The organism is Microbacterium rhizomatis, assembly GCF_008710745.1.
Lineage (GTDB): Bacteria > Actinomycetota > Actinomycetes > Actinomycetales > Microbacteriaceae > Microbacterium > Microbacterium rhizomatis.
The window spans coordinates 456,158-474,494 of record NZ_VYSA01000001.1; the positions used below are offsets into that span (position 1 = coordinate 456,158).

The window sequence follows — 18,337 nt, forward strand, 5'->3', positions numbered from 1 at the left end:
CACGGCACGTGATGTCGGGCGCAGAACGTATGCGATACTAGAGGACCTGACCCGTTGTCAACCGATGTCTCCGAGCCTTCTCGAGGACAAAGGACTTGACAAGGGTCTTACTAGTGTCCGAACACGACTGATGGGCGTCGACACTCGCCCGCCGGTGAAAGGCGAACCGTGACCGCAGGCACGAAGACCACCACCCGCTCCCGCAGCACCGCAGACATCGAGACCGCTGAGGTCGTCGACGAGGTGACGCCGACGAAGACGCCGGCTGCTGCGGCCAAGAAGGCATCGGCCAAGACCGGTGCCGCGAAGGCTACGACCGGCAAGGCGGCGACCGCGAAGAGCGCTCCCGCCAAGGCCGGCGCCGCGAAGGCGAAGGCAGGCGCGAAGGGCGCGGCCGAAGACGCCGAAGAGATCGACGACGACATCGAGCTCGAAGATGTCGAGGTCGAAGAGCTCGACACCGAGGACGAGACGCCGCCCACCCCGGCCGCGCGGGGCCGCAAGGCTGCCGAGCCCGAGGCGTCCGACGCGGAGGCGTCCGACGAGGACGACGACGATGACGACGAGAAGAAGCCGACGTTCTCCGAACCGCTTCCGACCGGCGCGATCGTCATCTCCTCGAGCGACGACGAGGACGTACCCGTCTACTCGACGCAGATCACCGGCGCCACGGCAGACCCGGTCAAGGACTATCTGAAGCAGATCGGCAAGGTTCCGCTGCTGAACGCGGCCGAAGAGGTCGAGCTCGCGATGCGCATCGAGGCGGGCCTCTTCGCCGAAGAGAAGCTGTCGCACATGTCCGCCGCCGAGAAGACGAGTCAGATCGGTCTCGATCTCCAGTGGGTCGCTCGTGACGGTCAGCGTGCCAAGTCCCACCTGCTCGGGGCCAACCTCCGCCTGGTCGTCTCTCTGGCCAAGCGCTACACGGGTCGCGGCATGCAGTTCCTCGACCTCATCCAGGAGGGCAACCTCGGCCTCATCCGTGCGGTCGAGAAGTTCGACTACACCAAGGGCTTCAAGTTCTCGACGTATGCGACGTGGTGGATCCGGCAGGCGATCACGCGCGCCATGGCCGACCAGGCCCGTACGATCCGCATCCCCGTCCACATGGTCGAGGTCATCAACAAGCTTGCCCGTGTGCAGCGCCAGATGCTCCAGGATCTCGGCCGTGAGCCCACTCCGGAAGAGCTCAGTCGCGAACTCGACATGACGCCGGAGAAGGTCATCGAGGTGCAGAAGTATGGTCGTGAGCCGATCTCTCTGCACACGCCTCTCGGCGAGGACGGCGACAGCGAGTTCGGCGACCTGATCGAAGACACCGAGGCGGTGGTCCCCGCCGACGCGGTGGGCTTCACGATGCTGCAGCGCCAGCTCGAGTCGCTGCTGGACTCGCTCTCCGAGCGCGAGGCCGGTGTGATCCGGATGCGCTTCGGACTCGGCGACGGCCAGCCCAAGACCCTCGACCAGATCGGCGACACGTTCGGGGTCACCCGCGAGCGGATCCGTCAGATCGAGTCGAAGACGATGGCCAAGCTGCGGCATCCCTCCCGCTCGCAGTCCCTCCGGGACTACCTCGAGTGATGGCCGAGGCCAACGCGGGCAAAGCTCTCACGATCGACGTGGACGGCACGTCTTTCTCGCGCATCCCGATCCGTACGCGGGTCGTGCTGCACGGGGATGAGCTCGATCCGTTCATCTCGGAGTACGCGCAGGGAGTCGTCCAGCAGGGCGACATCCTCTTCGTGACCGAGAAGATCGTGGCGATCACGCAGGGCCGCTCCTACCCGATCGAATCCATCCAGCCGCGCCGGCTTGCACGGTTTCTGTCGCGATTCGTCGTGCGCACGCCCCACGGCATCGGACTCGGAATGCCCGAGACGATGGAGATGGCCCTCCGCGAATGCGGCACGCCTCGCATCCTTCTCGCCGCCGCCGTGTCGGCCGTGACGAAGCTCTTCGGCCGTAAGGGCGACTTCTATCGGGTCGCCGGCGACAAGGCACGCGCGATCGACGGCCCCACGGAGGGCACGATGCCTCCCTACGACCGTTCGGTCGTACTGGGCCCGGATCGTCCCCGCGAAGTGGCCGCGCACCTCAAGAGCCTGCTGACGGTTCCGGCGGAGGTCGCGGTCGTCGACATCAACGACCTCGGCGGAAACATCCTCGGCTCGACGCTCGACCGGGCCGGGGAGCAGCGTCTCGTCCGTATCCTGGGCGACAACCCGCTCGGCCAGGGTCGGGAATCGACGCCGCTTGGGATCGTCCGCCCGGTCTAGGCGTCGATGCGGGCGCAACGCCCGTCCGTCAGAAGCCGATGGCCTCGCGGTAGCGGGGCTTGTGGCCCGTCCGGATCCCGGTGACGCTCGGCTTGTTCTCGTACACTCCGGCACCCCAGTTGCCCTCTACGAGCACGGGGCCGGTCGGGGTCACGACGATGTCCCAGCCGACGTACTGGACCTGCGGGACGACCCGGGCGACCCGATCGACGAACGCCTTCACGTCGTCGATCATCGGCAGCTGGAAGTCACCGATCACGAAGCCGGAATCCGGGTGGGTGCGGTGGACATGACCGTGTGAGTCGTAACCGGCGCCGACCGCGTGGCCGTCGTCGTCCAGCATCGTGTAGAAGCCGCCGAATGTCATCTGGTCGCTCACGGCGCCCCGGCCGAACTTCTGGGCCATCGCGAGGATGTGCGTGCGCTCCCCATCGAAGAATGCCGTGACTCGGGTCGTGTTGACTGTGCCAGGGCAGACGGCGGCGAGATCGGGATGCTGGACGATGACCTCTTCGACGAGCAGCTCGCCGCGCGAAAGCAGGTCGGAGTGGAATCGCGACCAGTCCTCGATCTCCTCCGCGTGATAGCGGTGCACGCCCGTTCCGGCTTGGCCGACCGGCTCCTTCGTCACGATCGTGCCCTGACGTTGGGTGAACTCGCGCAGCGCCTCGGCGTTGCCCTCGGCGACGACCATCCATTCGCGCTTGAGGAAGTCGGAGAACGCGTGATCGAACTCGACCTTGTCTTGGAACAGGTGGCGGAAATCGGGGTGGTCGTACTTCTGCGACAGCTGGTTCGAGACCGGGTGGGTCATGTAGGTCGCGCGCTCGTCGCGGTTCAGGATCGCGAAGTCGTAGTCGATGTAGTCCTGGAACCCGACGTTGCGCACGCCCGCCTGCCACAGCATGTCGACGACGACCGCCGGCATCCACTTGCCGTGGTCGGCGGAAGCTTCGCGCGCGCGCTCGAGGACCGATCCGACGTTGATGCGTCGTGCGCGGTCGGCGAGGTAGTGCAGGCGAGGCGCGAGGCCGAGGCCGTTCTGAGGCATGCGTGCTCCGGGGTAGGCGGCGGGGACCCGGATAGTCTAGATGGCGTGATCGGGGCGGAACGCGGGCAGCAGACGCCCGGCGACGGCATCGGCCCGCGGAGCGCGCCGGTGGCTCGCATCGCGCTGGACGTTCTCGCGCGCAACGCCGCCGCGCTCGGGGGCCCCGATTCCGTGGCCGATCTGCGTGCGGACGCGTGGGGGCACGGAGTGGCACATGCCGCGCCCGTGATCCTGCGAGCCGGGGTGGATTCCGTCATCGTCGACCCTGAGGATCGCGCTGCGGTGCTCGTCTCGGGTGTCGACTCGGCCAGGGTCGTGACGGCTGGCCGCCCCACCGTCGACCCCGCGGCGCTCTTAGGACTCCCCGGTGGCGGAACGACACCTGTCATGCGCCTGTACGGCTCTGTGCTCGGCGTCAAGCCGCTGCTGGCGGGCGAGGGCGTGTCCTACGGGTACGCGTATCGCGCCCCCGTAGACACGCATGTGGCGCTCGTGACGGGCGGGTACGCGCAGGGCATCGTGCGCGAGCTGGGCGGGCGGGTGCGTGTCGTGATCGAAGGATCGCAGCATCCCATCGTCGGGCGGATCGCGATGGACGCCTGCGTCATCGACATCGGCGACAGTGAGATCGCTCGTGGCGCGACCGTGTGGTTCTTCGGAGACACGAGCACGGGCGCGCCCGCACTCAGCGATTGGACGGCCGCGGTGGGCTGGACCGCTGCCGAACTCGTCACGTCCGTCGGCCGACTCGCGGTCAGGGAGCACACCTCGTGACGGCGAGCCTCGAGGTGGATCTCGACGCGTTCGGCGCCAATCTCTCCCGTATCCAGTCCGTCGCCGACTCCGCCACCGTGATGCTCGTGGTCAAGGACGACGCGTACGGGCATGGCCTCGCACCCATCGTGCGGCGCGCATGGACGGAGGGGATCCGATGGATCGGTGCGTTCGACGTGCGCACCGGACTCGCCATCCGAGCACTCCTCGGTGCGGATGCCCGCATCTTCATCTGGATCTCGGCATCGCCCGCCGACGCTCTGGCTGCGGTGGCCGCGGACTTGGACATCGGGGTGGGCGACGCGCAGGTGCTCGAGGAGGTCGCCGCCGCGGCCGCGACCCTGGATGCGCGCGCCCGCGTCCACCTCAAGATCGACACCGGCCTGCACCGCAACGGTGTGCGACCCGAGTCATGGCCCGCCTTCACCGCACGGGCTCGCATCCTCGAGGAGCGGGGATCCCTCGACGTCGTCGGGATCTGGAGCCATATCGCGGAGGCTTCGGACGAAGAGGACGACGCCGCTCGAGAAGTGTTCGATCAAGCCATCGCCGTCGCGCGCCGCACCGGCCTGGAGCCCCGGGTGCGCCATCTCGCTGCCAGCGCAGCCTCGTTCGCCCGGCCCGAGTTCCGCTACGACCTCGTGCGCGTGGGCGCCTTCGCCTACGGCATCGCACCGGCCGGAGGGCCCTCGGCGGACGAGCTCGGCATCCGTCCCATCGCCACGCTCCGCGCGGACGTGACGACGGTGCACGGTGAGCTCGTGCACATCGGGATCGGCTCGCTCAACGGAGTGCCGTCGACGCTCGCCGGTCGGGTCGACGTGGCGACGCCGGAAGGGGCCCGTCGTGTCGTGGCGATCCACGAACTGCACAGCGTGATCGAGGGATGGCCGAGCGCCGGAGTCGGCGACACCGTGGCCGTGTACGGTCCGGCGGACACGGCCCCGTACTCTGCGACGGCTCTGGCTGAGACGATCGGCACGATCGGCGAGCAGATCGCCGTCCGTCTCAGTCCGGGAATCGCCCGCGTGTATCGCGGACGGTGACAGTCAGGCCGGTTCGCTCAGACGAGGCGTCTCGTCGTGCCAGCTCGTGGCGACGCTGCGGAGCTTCTCTTCGTACTTGCGGCCGTGGTGGGCGCAGAAGAGCAATTCGCTCCCGTTGACCTCGGCGGCGATGTACGCCTGTGCGCCGCACGAATCACACCGGTCTGCAGCAGTGAGACGGTAGGTGAGGGCGGCGGTCTCGTCGGGTGTCGTCAGGGTGTTCATGTCAGGTGCCTCCTCGGTCATCGCGTCCACGTCCGGTTCCGGATGCATGACATACAACCACGCAGATGTTTCATGAATGCCGCGAATCCATGACATTTCGCTGTGCGCGTACGTCCCTGTGCGCTGCCGAGTGTCGTCGGCCTCCGTCAGATACCCCGCGGCTACTGTGGAGGATTGTGACCGCCGAGTATTCCGCCCACCATCTACAGGTGCTCGAAGGCCTCGAGGCCGTTCGTAAACGACCCGGAATGTACATCGGCTCGACCGACTCGCGCGGCCTGATGCACTGTCTCTGGGAGATCATCGACAACTCCGTCGATGAGGCACTCGGTGGCTTCGGCTCCCGCATCGACATCATCCTTCACCCCGATGGCAGCGTGGAGGTTCGCGACCGCGCTCGAGGTATCCCGGTCGACATCGAGCCCCGCACCGGGCTGTCGGGCGTCGAGGTCGTCTTCACGAAGCTGCACGCCGGTGGGAAGTTCGGTGGGGGGTCCTACGCGGCATCCGGGGGCCTGCACGGCGTCGGGGCATCCGTGGTCAACGCCCTGTCCGAGCGGCTCGACGTCGAGGTGGACCGGGGCGGCAAGACATGGGCCATGTCGTTCCACCGCGGTGAGCCCGGGATCTTCGCGAACGGCGCCCCGGATTCCACGTTCACGCCGTTCGACAAGAGCTCCGAGCTCCGCGTCGCCGGTCGCGCGGCGAAAGGCGTGACGGGCACGCGCATCCGCTACTGGGCCGACCCGCAGATCTTCACGAAGGACGCCGCGTTCAACCTCGAAGAACTCGAGCAGCGCGCGCGGCAGACCGCATTCCTCGTCCCGGGTCTGGAGATCGTCATCCGCGATGAACGCGCCTCGACGCAGGCCTCGGCCGGGGGGCCGGTCGAGACGAGCTACCGCTTCGACGGCGGCATCTCGGAGTACGCCGACTTCCTCGCCCCCGACACGGCGATCACCGATACCTGGCGCCTCACAGGAACGGGAGCCTTCACGGAGACCGTCCCCGTACTCCAGCCCACCGGGGCGATGGTCCCCACGGCGGTCGAGCGCGAATGCGTTGTCGACGTCGCCCTGCGGTGGGGGACCGGCTACGACACCGTCACGCGGTCGTACGTCAACATCATCGCGACCCCGAAGGGCGGCACGCATCAGCAGGGCTTCGACGCCGGACTGATGAAGGTGATCCGCACGCAGGTGGAGCAGAATGCGCGCCGCCTCAAGGTCGGCAACGACAAGCTCGAGAAGGACGACATCCTCGCGGGCCTCACCGCCGTGCTCACGGTTCGCATACCCGAGCCGCAGTTCGAAGGACAGACCAAAGAGGTACTGGGAACTCCGGCCGCCCGCCAGATCGTCGCGAACGTCGTCACGCGCGAGCTGACCGCGCGGTTCGCCTCGTCCAAGCGCGACGACAAGGCTCAGACGTCGCTCCTTCTCGACAAGGTCGTCTCCGAGATGAAGGCGCGCATCTCGGCGCGCACCCACAAGGAGACCCAACGGCGCAAGAATGCGCTCGAGTCGTCGTCCCTGCCGACGAAGCTCGCGGATTGCCGCACGAACGACGTCGCCGATTCCGAACTCTTCATCGTCGAGGGGGACTCGGCGCTCGGCACCGCGAAGCTCGCCCGCAACAGCGAGTATCAGGCGCTCCTCCCCATCCGAGGCAAGATCCTGAACGTGCAGAAGGCGTCGATCAGCGACATGCTGTCCAACCTCGAGTGCGCGTCGATCATCCAGGTGATAGGGGCAGGCTCGGGTCGCTCGTTCGACCTGGATGCCGCGCGCTACGGCAAGATCATCCTGATGAGCGATGCCGACGTCGATGGCGCGCACATCCGCACCCTCCTCCTGACGCTCTTCTTCCGGTACATGCGACCCCTGATCGAAGACGGCCGTGTCTACGCCGCGGTGCCGCCGCTGCACCGCGTGATCGCGGTCAACGCCGGCAGCAAGCCGAACGACACGATCTACACCTACAGCGAGCAGGAGCTGCACGCGCTGCTGGCCAGGCTCACAAAGGCCGGCAAGCGCTGGCATGAACCCATCCAGCGCTACAAGGGTCTGGGCGAGATGGACGCCGAACAGCTCGCGACCACCACGATGGACCGCGCAGGGCGCGCACTGCGCCGCGTCCGGGTGTCGGACGCCGAGTCGGCGTCGGCGGTCTTCGAACTGCTCATGGGCAACGAGGTCGCCCCGCGGCGCGAATTCATCGTCGACTCATCGGCCAACCTCTCCCGCGAGAGCATCGACGCCTGACCAGTCCGCTCAGCGGACGATCTCGCCGACCGCGCCGATGACTCCGTCGAGGGGCTGACCCGAGGCATCCCGCTTCGCGCCCGCATCGGGGAGCACTCGGACGGTGCCGTCGGTACCCACGGCGCGAGCAGGACCCTGACCCACCCACGCGATCGTGAGCGTGTCTTCGCCCTTCAGGAACCGCTGAGCGCGCACACCGCCCGTGCCACGACCCTTGGGCGGGAACTCGTCGTATGTCGAGACCTTCGCCGAACCCGGGTCGGCTCCGGCTATGGCCTGAGTGCTTCCCGCCACGGTGACGACGAGAACATCGGATGCCTCGGCTTCCACGACACCGAAGTACACCGTGCTCGCACCCGCGGTGAGCCGCACGCCGGCCATCCCTCCGGCCGACCGGCCCTGCGGGCGCACCGATGAGGCGTCGAAGCGCAGCAGCTGAGCATCGGAGGCGACGAACACGAGCTCGGCGCCATCGGGCGCGGGCGCGGCCCCCACGACCCGGTCGCCGGGCTTGAGCGCGATCAGCTCGACGTCGTGCTTGGTGCCGATCTCGGCCGCCGAGACACGCTTGACCACGCCCTGCGCGGTGCCGAGGGCGATGGGCGGCTCGGCGTCGAGGGCGACGATCGCCACGATGTGCTCGCCCCCGGTGAGCGCGAGGTACTGGTCGGCCCGGATTCCCGCGGAGAGCTGGACGGAGTTGCCTGGTACCGACGGCAGATCGACGGGTGAGAAGCGCACGATGCGCCCGGCACTCGTGACGGCGCCGAGATCGGCGCGCGTCGTCGTGTCGACGGATGAACGCACCGCGTCGTGCTTGGACCGGCGCGTGGGAGTGACCACACCGCCGCTCGGCGCGTCCGCACTCAGCTCGGCGCGCAGCATCCTTCCCGTGGCAGACAGGTAGACCCGGCACGGGGAGTCGGCGATCTGCAGATCGGCCGGCGCGGCTCCCGAGCGGGACGGCCGCGCCGTGACGGGGCCGCCGTTCAGCAGCAGCGTTCGCCGGGGTGTGCCGTACGTGTCGGCGGCGGCTTCGAGCTCGCGCGCCACTTGAGCGCGCAGCAACGCCTCGCTGCCGAGGAGCTCTTCGAGCTGTGCGATCTCGGTCATCAGCGAGTCGCGTTCTGCCTCGAGCTCCACGCGCGAGAACTTCGTCAGCCTGCGCAGACGCAGCTCGAGGATGTACTCCGCCTGTGCGTGCGACAGATCGAACACGTCGATGAGACGGGCACGTGCCTGCTCGCCGTCGTCGGACGTGCGGATCACCTGGATGACCTCGTCGATGTCGAGGATCGCGATGAGCAGTCCTTCGACGAGGTGCAGCCTCTCGCGCCTGCGGGCCAGCCGGAACTCGCTCCGCCGGGTCACCACGCGGATGCGGTGATCGATGTAGACGCGCAGCAGCTCCTTCAGACCGAGGGTCTGCGGCTGCCCCTGGACCAGAGCGACGTTGTTGATGCTGAACGAGTCCTCGAGGGGAGTCAGGCGGTAGAGCTGCTCCAGCACCGCCTGCGGATCGAACCCGGTCTTGATGGCGATCACGAGCCGCAGACCGTGGTGACGATCGGTCAGATCGGTGACGTCGGCGATCCCCGTCAGCTTCTTCGCGTTGACGGCATCCTTGATCTTCTCGATGATCCGCTCAGGACCGACGAGGTACGGAAGCTCGGTGACGACGAGCCCTGTGCGGCGCGGACCGAGCGATTCGACCGCCACCTTGGCGCGGGTCCGGAAGCTTCCCCGCCCGACCGTGTACGCGTCCTTCACGCCGTCGAGCCCGACGATGATCCCGCCGGAAGGAAGATCGGGCCCGGGTACGAACTCCATGAGGTCTTCGACGGTCGCTGCCGGATTCTGCAACAGATGGATCGCAGCAGCGACGACCTCGATGAGGTTGTGCGGGGCCATGTTCGTGGCCATGCCGACAGCGATACCGGTGGCGCCGTTGACGAGCAGGTTGGGGTATGCCGACGGGAGCACCTCGGGCTGCTGAAACTGTCCGTCGTAGTTCGGGATGAAGTCCACGACGTCTTCGTCGAGGTTCTCGGTCAGTGCCAGCGCTGCGGGCGCGAGGCGTGCCTCGGTGTATCGCGGGGCGGCCGGACCGTCGTCGAGCGAGCCGAAGTTGCCGTGGCCGTCGACGAGCGGCACGCGCAGCGAGAACGGCTGGGCGAGGCGCACGAGCGCGTCGTAGATGGGCGCGTCACCGTGCGGGTGGAGCTTGCCCATCACCTCCCCGACGACGCGTGCACTCTTGACATGTCCTCGGTCGGGACGCAGGCCCATCTCGGCCATCTGGTAGAGGATGCGACGCTGGACCGGTTTCAGCCCGTCGCGTGCATCGGGCAGTGCCCTCGAGTAGATGACGGAATAGGCGTACTCGAGGAACGAGCCCTGCATCTCGGCGGCGACATCGACATCCTCGATGCGCTCCTCTGCGCGCGCTGAGCCGGGAGTCTGAGGGGGAGTGGCGGGCATGCGGCTTCCGTGCGTCGGGTGAACAGAGGGGCCGATCCGCCGTATGCGAGACTGGCCCCGATGTCCCTCAGCCTACCGGCGGACCCTGTCCGCGCCCGGAGCCTCACCGGCGTGCTTCCGCAGCTGATCTCGGCCCTCGACGGCTCGTCGGATTGGTTCGCTCCCGCGACGAGTGCGATCGTCGTGGTCGTCGACGGCCTGGGCGCGCGCAACCTCGCCGCGCGTGCAGGGCACGCGCGCTTCCTCGCGCCACGTATGACGAAGAGGGATGTGGCGCGCACGGTGTTCCCGTCGACAACCGCTGCCGCGCTGACGAGTCTGCTGACCGGGACTTCGCCCGGCATTCACGGCATCGTCGGATACCGGGTCCGCATCCCCGGCACCGACGTGGTCTCCAACCAGCTGCACGGCTGGGAGACGGACGGGCTCGATCCGCACAGCTGGCAGCGCGCGCAACCGCTCATCGCGCGCGAAGCTGCCTCAGGGAGGCCGTGCTTCGTCGTCTCCCGCGCCGATTACGTCGGATCGGGCTTCACGGAGGCCACACTGCGTGGTGCCACGTTCCTGAGTGCGCCTGAATTCGCAGACCGAGCAGGTATCGCCGCGGACCTTGCCGCCCAGCATCCGGGTGCCCTCGTCTATCTGTACGCCCCGGAGCTGGACTCGGCCGGACACAGGCACGGGTGGGAGTCCGACGAGTGGTCGGCTGCTCTCGAGGGGGCGGATGCTGCCGTCACGGCCTTGTCCGACCTCCTCGGGCCGACGGTGGGGGCGGTGGTCACGGCCGATCACGGCATGGTCGACGTGCCACGGCACCGGCAACTCCTGCTCGGCGAGGGCGACGACCTCGTGGCAGGGGTGCGTCTGATCGGTGGTGAACCGCGGATGCTGCACCTCTACGCCGAGGAGGGCATGGCGCCGCGAGTGCTCGAGGCGTGGCGGAGCGCGGAGAGCGGGCGCTCGTGGGTGATGTCGCGCGAAGAGGCGATCGGCGCAGGGATCTTCGGCCCGGTGATCGACGCGGCCGTCGAGCCGCGGATCGGCGATGTGGTGGTCGCGGCGCGTACGTCGGTCGCGTACTACGACGACCGGCTCACAGACAAGGGCCCCCAGCGCATGGTCGGGCAGCATGGATCGCTGACGGACCAGGAGCGCACCGTTCCGCTCATCCCGCTGGGCGCCTTCGCCTGACATCCGCGAGACCGGATATGCGCCACGAGAAGGCGACGAATGCGCTCGGTCTCGTGCCGCCTATCCGGTCTCGCGAGTTCAGTTCTCGTCGGTGCGCGCGCCGAACACGATCTCGTCCCACGACGGCATCGAGCTGCGGCCCTTGCGTCGGGCTCCCGCCTCGTTCGCCGCGGCCTGATCGACGGAGGCGCGCTCGATCGGGACAGGCCCGGACTCGAACGTAGGGTCCTCGTCGTACCCGGGCTCGAGCGCGTCGAACAGGGCCATCGGAGCCTGTCCTCGTGACGGCTCCACCACGTCGATCCCCGGGAGCGGCTCACGCTGGCCGCGACGGCGGCGCAGAGCCTCGAGAAGATCGGCGGTCTCGGACGACGTCACCGTGGCGTCGGGTGCGCGCTTGATCGCTGCCTGCTGCACCGCCGGCGCCGCCGGTGCGGGAACGTCGGGACTCTGCAGGTGGGCGTCGGGATCGGGTAGCCGACGCGGGCCGAATGCGCCGCTGTCGAAGCGCGTGTCGTCCTTGGCGGCCGGAGCATCCAGGGCGCGGAGGCGAGGAATCAAACCCTCCGGAAGCGATCCCTGTCGTGACAGCTGCGTCGCATCGCCGTTCAGGGGCGAGAGGATCGTACGGCGGGGGTCGAAGCTCCACCGAGCGTCATGCGCGACCTCGGCGGAGGTGAACTCGAGCTTGACAACCCAGCCCGTCGGTTCCTTCCAGCTCGTCCAGCGCTCCCCACTCGCGCCCGCTTCCGCCAGCTTCGCGCGCACCGCCGCTCCGAAGGTCGGGAGTGCATCGGGTTCGAAGTCGCCCCCGAGCAGCACGGGCACCGACAGCGCCTGGCCGACGATGTGCTCGCGCTCTGCAAGCACGGGCCCCTCGAACCGGGCGACGTCCTCCAGACGGGCGTTCAGCAGCGTCGCGACCTCGGCGGTCGAGAGTCCGGAGCGGATATGCGCCTGAATCTCGCGGGGACTGGGGTGGGCAGCGCGCTGATCGTCGTCGCGGTCGTGGCGTGCGCGGCGCAGTTCGCCGCGCAACACATCATCGACCGCGAGCGAAAAACGCTCTCCCGATTCGGTCACCAGGACGAGCACATCGTCTTCGGTGCCGACGACTTTGAGCTGTTCCATGCGAAACGCCTCTCCGATCCAGCGGTGTGCGGCCATGCTTGCACAGGCCGGGCCGACCGCCGGGAATATCGCGGGCGTGCCGTCAGTTTCACGCATCGCCGACCCGGAAAGTCGCCGCAGCCAGTGGCGCATTTGCGAAATACATAAAGGTCGTGCAAACTATCGCCGCCCGCAGGGGCGACGCACACGCACTTTGGGAAGTTGAGACGTTTACGCAATGGCCACCGATTACGATGCCCCCCGCAAGACCGAGGACGACAGCGAGTCGATCGAGGCCCTGAAAGAGCGCGTTCCTGACAAGCTCTCCGGCTCGGTCGACGTGGAAGACGCCGACAACCCCTCGGGGTTCGAGCTTCCTGGCGCCGATCTGTCCGACCTCGAACTCGATGTGGTGGTGCTGCCCGCCCAGGAGGACGAGTTCACCTGCGTCAGCTGCTTCCTCGTGAAGCACCGTTCGCAGCTCGACCACGAGACCTCGTCCGGGCCTATCTGCGTGGAGTGCTCCGCGTAGGCTCCGCCCGGCGAATGGCCGCCGCGAGGCGGTCCGGAGTGCGCGTCGACAGCGCCCAGAACGGCACGGGGTCGTCGGGGTCTTTCACCGCGACGACCACGACGCCGTCGATTCCGCCCCGGAACAGGTGCCATGCGCGGGGGTGCAGACCCGGACCGCGCGCGTTCCGGGCGTCCTCGCCGCTGAAGGTCTGTGTTTCACCCAAGAACGACAGCTCGATGCGTGCGCGTCCGGCGCGCAGCCACCCGTCCGACACTTCCACGGTCGGGGAAGCCGCGACCAGGAGCACGACGACGGCGACTCCGACGATCGCACCGAGCACGAGGGCGAGCGTCTTATCGATGGGCGTGAACACGAGCGCGATCATCGGCCCGCACAGCGCTGCGCTCACCAGCGCCCACAGCGAAGGGCTCAACCGCTCGCGGAACACGACGCCCGACGGCGTCCGAATACTGCTCATCGTCTTCTGCATTACCCTCGTTGCGTGACCGAAACCGTGGACGTCCTCATTATCGCTCCCGAAGTTCCGGCTTACGCGCACCCCGGCGATGCGGGAGCCGACCTCGTCTCGGCGGAAGCGCTCACGCTTCCGCCCGGCGGCCGGGCGCTGGTGGGCACGGGAGTGCGGATCGCGTTGCCCGACGGGTACGTCGCCTTCGTGGTACCCCGCAGCGGTCTGGCCGCCAAGCACGGCATCACGATCGTCAACTCGCCCGGAACGGTGGATGCCGGGTACCGGGGCGAGATCAAGGTCACGCTGCTGAACACCGACGCCGAAACCGCCTACGACATCGCGGTCGGCGACCGCATCGCGCAGCTCATCGTCATGCCGGTTCCTACGGCACGATTCATCCCCGTCGAGACGCTCCCGGAGAGCGCTCGGGGCGAGGGGGGCTTCGGCTCCACCGGATATCAGACAGGCAAAGGAAGCAACGCATGACCGATGCAACACCGGCGGACGACGACACGGTCGTCGACGCATCCGCTGACCGCGCCGTCACCGGCCCTTTCGACGAGAGCGAAGCCAATCCGGTGCGTCCCTACATCGACCTCGGCGGAATCAAGATCCTCCCTCGTGAGGGGCTGAACCTGCGGCTCGAGGTCGAAGAGCAGACCAAACGCATCGTCGCGGTGGGTCTGGACTACGCGGACTCCACCCTCCAGGTGCAGCCGTTCGCCGCGCCGCGTTCGTCGGGCCTCTGGGAGGAGACCCGCGATCAGATCCGCGGGCAGATCCGGCAGCAGGGGGGTCGTGTCGAGGAGCGCGAGGGCCCGCTCGGTCCGGAACTCCTGGCCGAGGTCCCGGTGTCGGGCGCAGACGGAGCTGCGGGCAAGCGCCTCGCGCGCTTCGTGGGCGTCGACGGACCGCGCTGGTTCCTTCGCGGAGTCATCGGAGGCGCCGCCGCCGGGGACGTGGATGCTGCGGCCAAGGTCGAGGACCTCTTCCGGTCGATCGTGGTGGTGCGCGGCACGACACCCATGCCGCCGCGAGACCTGATTCCGCTGCGGATGCCCGCGACGCCGGGCGCGGCGTGACCGACGCTCCGATCCCGGGCCCCGACCGCGAGGGGTCCCCGGTACCCCTTGAACCGGCTGCAGAGCCGAAGGCCTCGGACGTGTTGAGCGCCGCGCTCGGCGAAGCCGCGCGCCGGGCAGGGCTGGACCCCGCCAAGGGCCACTCGACGGGCCATGTGGTCTGGCATGCGATGGGCGGCTGGCGCGGCATCCTGGAATCCGTACTGCCCGGACTCGTCTTCATCGTCGTCTACACGCTGACGATCGATCCGCAGACCGGCCAGGGGTCGCTGTGGCTCTCCCTCGGGCTGTCTCTGGGCATCGCGGTGGTCTTCACGATCGTCCGGCTCGCGATGCGCCAGCCGATCACCGCGGCTCTGGGCGGGCTCATCGCCGCAGCCGTCGCAGCGGCGTTCGCCGTGTTCACCGGGCAGGCGAGCAACAACTTCATTCCCGGGTTCGTCACGAACGCGCTTTACGGATCCGCCTTCCTCATCTCGGCGCTGATCGGGTGGTCTCTCATCGGACTCGCCGCCGGATACCTGATGGGGGAGGGACTTGCGTGGCGCAAAGACAGGCGCAAGCGCCGGGTCTATTTCTGGCTCGCGATCGCGTGGGCTGGTCTGTTCGCGGCGCGACTGCTCGTACAGCTCCCGCTGTACTTCGCCGACAACGTCACCGCCCTCGGCACCCTCAAGCTCGTCATGGGGCTTCCCCTCTTCGCGCCGCTCATCGCGGTCACCTGGCTGGCCGTGCGCGCCCTCTATCCGCGCCCGGATGCACCTCCCGCCGAGTGATACATTTATCTTGACATCAAGATAAATTTGACCGTCGCGGCGGTTAGGTGATCCTCACTAGCCTGCGCGCGCCGGTACGGGAAAGATGGGGATGCCGAGCCTCGCGGTCGGTTTCCGCCGTCGAAGAAGGAGACGCACGTGTCCACGGTAGACAGCTTCGGTGCCAAGAGCACCCTGACGGTCGGCAGCACCGACTACGAGATCTTCCGCATCGACAAGGTCGCCGGCTACGAGAAGCTCCCGTTCAGCCTCAAGGTGCTGCTGGAGAACCTGCTGCGCACCGAAGACGGTGCGAATGTGACGAAGGGCCAGATCGAGGCGCTGGGCTCGTGGGTGCCCGAGGCCGAGCCCGACACCGAGATCCAGTTCACCCCGGCCCGCGTGGTGATGCAGGACTTCACCGGCGTCCCCTGCATCGTCGACCTCGCCACGATGCGCGAGGCGGTGGCAGCCCTCGGCGGCGACGCCAAGAAGATCAATCCGCTCTCCCCGGCAGAGATGGTCATCGACCACTCGGTCATCGCCGACCTGTTCGGCACCGAGAACGCCCTCGAGCGCAACGTCGAGATCGAGTACGAGCGCAACGGCGAGCGTTACCAGTTCCTGCGGTGGGGTCAGACCGCTTTCGATGACTTCAAGGTCGTCCCGCCGGGCACGGGCATCGTCCACCAGGTGAACATCGAGCACCTCGCGAAGGTCATCTACGACCGGGTCTCGACCAACTCGAGCACGGGGGAATCGGTCCTCCGCGCATACCCCGACACCTGCGTCGGCACCGACTCGCACACCACGATGGTCAACGGACTCGGTGTGCTCGGCTGGGGCGTCGGCGGTATCGAGGCAGAGGCCGCGATGCTCGGGCAGCCCGTGTCGATGCTGATCCCCAAGGTCGTCGGCTTCAAGCTCGTCGGTACGATCCCCACCGGCGTCACGGCGACGGACGTCGTCCTCACGATCACCGACCTGCTGCGCAAGCACGGCGTCGTCGGCAAGTTCGTGGAGTTCTACGGCGAGGGCGTCGCGTCGGTGCCCTTGGCCAACCGCGCAACGATCGGCAACATGAGCCCCGAGTTCGGTTCGACCGCCGCGATCTTCCCGATCGATGACGTCACGATCGATTACCTGCGCCTGACCGGTCGCAGCGAGCAGCAGCTGGCCCTCGTCGAGGCCTATGCGAAAGAGCAGTCGCTCTGGCATGACGCGGCACACGAGCCGGTGTTCAGCGAGTACATGGAGCTCGACCTGTCGACGGTCGTCCCGTCGATCGCCGGTCCGAAGCGCCCGCAGGACCGCATCGAGCTCTCGCGTTCGAAGGCACAGTTCGAGAGCGACCTCGTCAACTACGCCGAGGTGGACCACGACCTGGTCGACCTCGAAGGCGCCGAGTCCTTCCCGGCATCCGACCCGCCGAACAACTCGCCCGAAGAGGAGTACAGCCACCACGCGCACCATCACCGCAGTCACGCGCCTCGCGCCGCATCCAAGCCCTCACCGGTCACCCTCGCCGACGGACAGGAATTCGTCCTCGACCACGGCGCCGTCACGATCGCGGCCATCACCTCCTGCACGAACACGTCGAACCCGTCGGTGATGCTGGCGGCGGGACTGCTGGCGCGCAACGCCGTGAAGAAGGGCCTGAAGGCCAAGCCGTGGGTCAAGACGACCCTCGCACCCGGCTCGAAGGTCGTCACCGACTACTACGAGAAGGCCGGGCTCACCCAGGACCTCGAAGACCTCGGGTTCTACACGGTCGGGTATGGCTGCACGACCTGCATCGGGAACTCCGGGCCGCTCATCGAGGAGGTGTCTGCGGCGATCAACGAGAACGACCTCGCGGTGACCGCCGTCCTGTCGGGCAACCGGAACTTCGAGGGCCGGATCAATCCCGACGTCAAGATGAACTACCTCGCCAGCCCGCCTCTGGTGATCGCGTATTCGCTGGCCGGTTCGATGAACTTCGACTTCGAGACCGATGCCCTGGGTCAGGACTCCGACGGCAACGACGTGTTCCTGAAGGACATCTGGCCCGACGCGGCCGAGGTGCAGTCGACGATCGACTCGTCGATCAACAAAGAGATGTTCACGCACCAGTACGCGAGCGTCTTCGAGGGCGACGAGCGCTGGCAGACGCTCCCGACGCCGACCGGCGATGTGTTCGAGTGGGACGACGCCTCGACCTACGTCCGCAAGCCCCCGTACTTCGACGGTATGACGATGGAGCTGACGCCGGTCTCCGACATCCAGGGCGCGCGTGTGATGGCGACCCTCCTTGATTCGGTGACGACCGACCACATCAGCCCGGCCGGCAACATCAAAGCCGACAGCCCCGCCGGTCACTATCTCGCCGAGCACGGTGTCGACCGCAAGGACTTCAACTCCTACGGATCGCGCCGAGGCAACCACGAAGTGATGATCCGCGGAACCTTCGCGAACATCCGCCTGAAGAACCAGCTCGTCCGCTCCGTCAACGACGGCGCAGAGGTCGAGGGTGGCTTCACCCGCGACTTCACGCAGGAGGGCGGCCCGCAGGCGTTCATCTACGACGCGAGCCAGAACTACCAGGCCGCGGGCACTCCGCTCGTGATCTTCGGCGGCAAGGAGTACGGCTCCGGATCATCGCGCGACTGGGCGGCGAAGGGTACGAGCCTGCTGGGTGTGAAGGCCGTCATCACCGAGAGCTTCGAGCGCATCCACCGCTCGAACCTCATCGGCATGGGCGTCGTCCCCCTGCAGTTCCCGGCGGGCGAGAGCTGGGGTTCGCTCGGGCTCGACGGCACGGAGGTCGTCTCGATCACGGGGCTTGAGAGGCTCAACGAGGGCGTGACGCCCAAGACGGTGCACGTCACCGCCGCTCCGAGCGAGTTCTCCGCCGAGGGCAAGCAGACCGTCGAGTTCGATGCGGTCGTTCGCATCGACACGCCCGGTGAGGCCGACTACTACCGCAACGGCGGCATCCTGCAGTACGTGCTGCGTTCGCTCGTCTAGTCCATTCTCGGGGAAGGCTCCGGATGCGGCGGGCTGCCGCATCCGGAGCCTTTCGCGTTGCCGCCAACGGGCTTCGCGGACGATCGACCG

16 protein-coding genes are annotated in these 18,337 nt (G+C 67.8%); 11 read left to right on the plus strand and 5 right to left on the minus strand.

The features are described 5' to 3' along the window. Positions 1-168: 168 nt before the first annotated feature. Positions 169-1,581 (plus strand): RNA polymerase sigma factor, encoded by a 1,413-nt coding sequence (locus F6B43_RS02180; protein ID WP_150447285.1) that lies wholly within the window; start codon positions 169-171, stop codon positions 1,579-1,581. Further along, positions 1,581-2,276 carry a coenzyme F420-0:L-glutamate ligase gene (locus F6B43_RS02185; protein WP_150447286.1) on the plus strand — a complete coding sequence of 232 codons (696 nt, stop codon included), beginning with the start codon at positions 1,581-1,583 and terminating at the stop codon, positions 2,274-2,276. The genes F6B43_RS02180 and F6B43_RS02185 overlap by 1 nt, the downstream gene beginning before the upstream one ends. A gap of 28 nt (positions 2,277-2,304) precedes the next feature. Here F6B43_RS02185 and F6B43_RS02190 read toward each other — a convergent pair whose 3' ends face one another. Beyond that, complete coding sequence (locus F6B43_RS02190; RefSeq protein ID WP_150447287.1) at positions 2,305-3,327, minus strand: sugar-transfer associated ATP-grasp domain-containing protein; 1,023 nt, start codon at positions 3,325-3,327, stop codon at positions 2,305-2,307. A gap of 45 nt (positions 3,328-3,372) precedes the next feature. On the opposite strand from F6B43_RS02190, the gene F6B43_RS19815 reads away from it, so the two are divergent. Together F6B43_RS19815 and F6B43_RS02200 are read left to right on the plus strand one after the other, a co-directional pair. After that, on the plus strand, positions 3,373-4,101 hold the full coding sequence (locus F6B43_RS19815; protein WP_246159752.1) for an alanine racemase C-terminal domain-containing protein: 729 nt from the start codon (positions 3,373-3,375) through the stop codon (positions 4,099-4,101). Further along, entirely contained in the window at positions 4,098-5,147 is a 1,050-nt protein-coding gene (locus F6B43_RS02200; protein WP_150447288.1) for an alanine racemase, read from the plus strand. Before F6B43_RS19815 ends, F6B43_RS02200 begins: the two co-directional genes overlap by 4 nt. Before the next feature lie 3 nt (positions 5,148-5,150). Here the strand turns inward: F6B43_RS02200 and F6B43_RS02205 are convergent, their stop codons facing one another. Beyond that, on the minus strand, positions 5,151-5,372 hold the full coding sequence (locus F6B43_RS02205; RefSeq protein WP_150447289.1) for a DUF7455 domain-containing protein: 222 nt from the start codon (positions 5,370-5,372) through the stop codon (positions 5,151-5,153). 176 nt (positions 5,373-5,548) lie between these two features. On the opposite strand from F6B43_RS02205, the gene F6B43_RS02210 reads away from it, so the two are divergent. After that, complete coding sequence (locus F6B43_RS02210) at positions 5,549-7,636, plus strand: DNA gyrase/topoisomerase IV subunit B (RefSeq protein ID WP_425486788.1); 2,088 nt, start codon at positions 5,549-5,551, stop codon at positions 7,634-7,636. 9 nt (positions 7,637-7,645) lie between these two features. Here F6B43_RS02210 and F6B43_RS02215 read toward each other — a convergent pair whose 3' ends face one another. Continuing rightward, a complete protein-coding gene (locus F6B43_RS02215) occupies positions 7,646-10,117 on the minus strand; it encodes a DNA gyrase/topoisomerase IV subunit A (protein WP_150447290.1) in 2,472 nt (823 codons plus the stop codon). A gap of 60 nt (positions 10,118-10,177) precedes the next feature. On the opposite strand from F6B43_RS02215, the gene F6B43_RS02220 reads away from it, so the two are divergent. After that, the gene (locus tag F6B43_RS02220) at positions 10,178-11,308 is read left to right on the plus strand and encodes an alkaline phosphatase family protein (protein ID WP_150447291.1); all 1,131 of its coding nucleotides are present in this window, start codon (positions 10,178-10,180) and stop codon (positions 11,306-11,308) included. A gap of 78 nt (positions 11,309-11,386) precedes the next feature. Here the strand turns inward: F6B43_RS02220 and sepH are convergent, their stop codons facing one another. Continuing rightward, positions 11,387-12,439: a septation protein SepH gene (gene sepH, locus F6B43_RS02225; protein ID WP_150447292.1), complete on the minus strand. Its 1,053-nt coding sequence runs from the start codon at positions 12,437-12,439 to the stop codon at positions 11,387-11,389. A gap of 217 nt (positions 12,440-12,656) precedes the next feature. On the opposite strand from sepH, the gene F6B43_RS02230 reads away from it, so the two are divergent. Further along, the gene (locus tag F6B43_RS02230; RefSeq protein WP_150447293.1) at positions 12,657-12,950 is read left to right on the plus strand and encodes a DUF4193 domain-containing protein; all 294 of its coding nucleotides are present in this window, start codon (positions 12,657-12,659) and stop codon (positions 12,948-12,950) included. Here the strand turns inward: F6B43_RS02230 and F6B43_RS02235 are convergent. After that, entirely contained in the window at positions 12,925-13,410 is a 486-nt protein-coding gene (locus tag F6B43_RS02235) for a DUF3093 domain-containing protein (protein ID WP_150447294.1), read from the minus strand. The genes F6B43_RS02230 and F6B43_RS02235 overlap by 26 nt on opposite strands. Before the next feature lie 24 nt (positions 13,411-13,434). Between F6B43_RS02235 and dut the strand changes: the two genes are divergently transcribed. The 4 genes from dut to acnA all read left to right on the plus strand — a co-directional run bounded on the left by dut (position 13,435) and on the right by acnA (position 18,247). Then, positions 13,435-13,890 carry a dUTP diphosphatase gene (gene dut, locus F6B43_RS02240; protein ID WP_170285536.1) on the plus strand — a complete coding sequence of 152 codons (456 nt, stop codon included), beginning with the start codon at positions 13,435-13,437 and terminating at the stop codon, positions 13,888-13,890. Beyond that, entirely contained in the window at positions 13,887-14,486 is a 600-nt protein-coding gene (locus tag F6B43_RS02245) for a DUF3710 domain-containing protein (RefSeq protein ID WP_150447295.1), read from the plus strand. The genes dut and F6B43_RS02245 overlap by 4 nt, the downstream gene beginning before the upstream one ends. Further along, on the plus strand, positions 14,483-15,262 hold the full coding sequence (locus F6B43_RS02250; RefSeq protein WP_150447296.1) for a DUF3159 domain-containing protein: 780 nt from the start codon (positions 14,483-14,485) through the stop codon (positions 15,260-15,262). Before F6B43_RS02245 ends, F6B43_RS02250 begins: the two co-directional genes overlap by 4 nt. A 138-nt stretch (positions 15,263-15,400) precedes the next feature. Beyond that, positions 15,401-18,247: an aconitate hydratase AcnA gene (gene acnA / locus F6B43_RS02255; RefSeq protein ID WP_150447297.1), complete on the plus strand. Its 2,847-nt coding sequence runs from the start codon at positions 15,401-15,403 to the stop codon at positions 18,245-18,247. Positions 18,248-18,337: the final 90 nt, after the last annotated feature.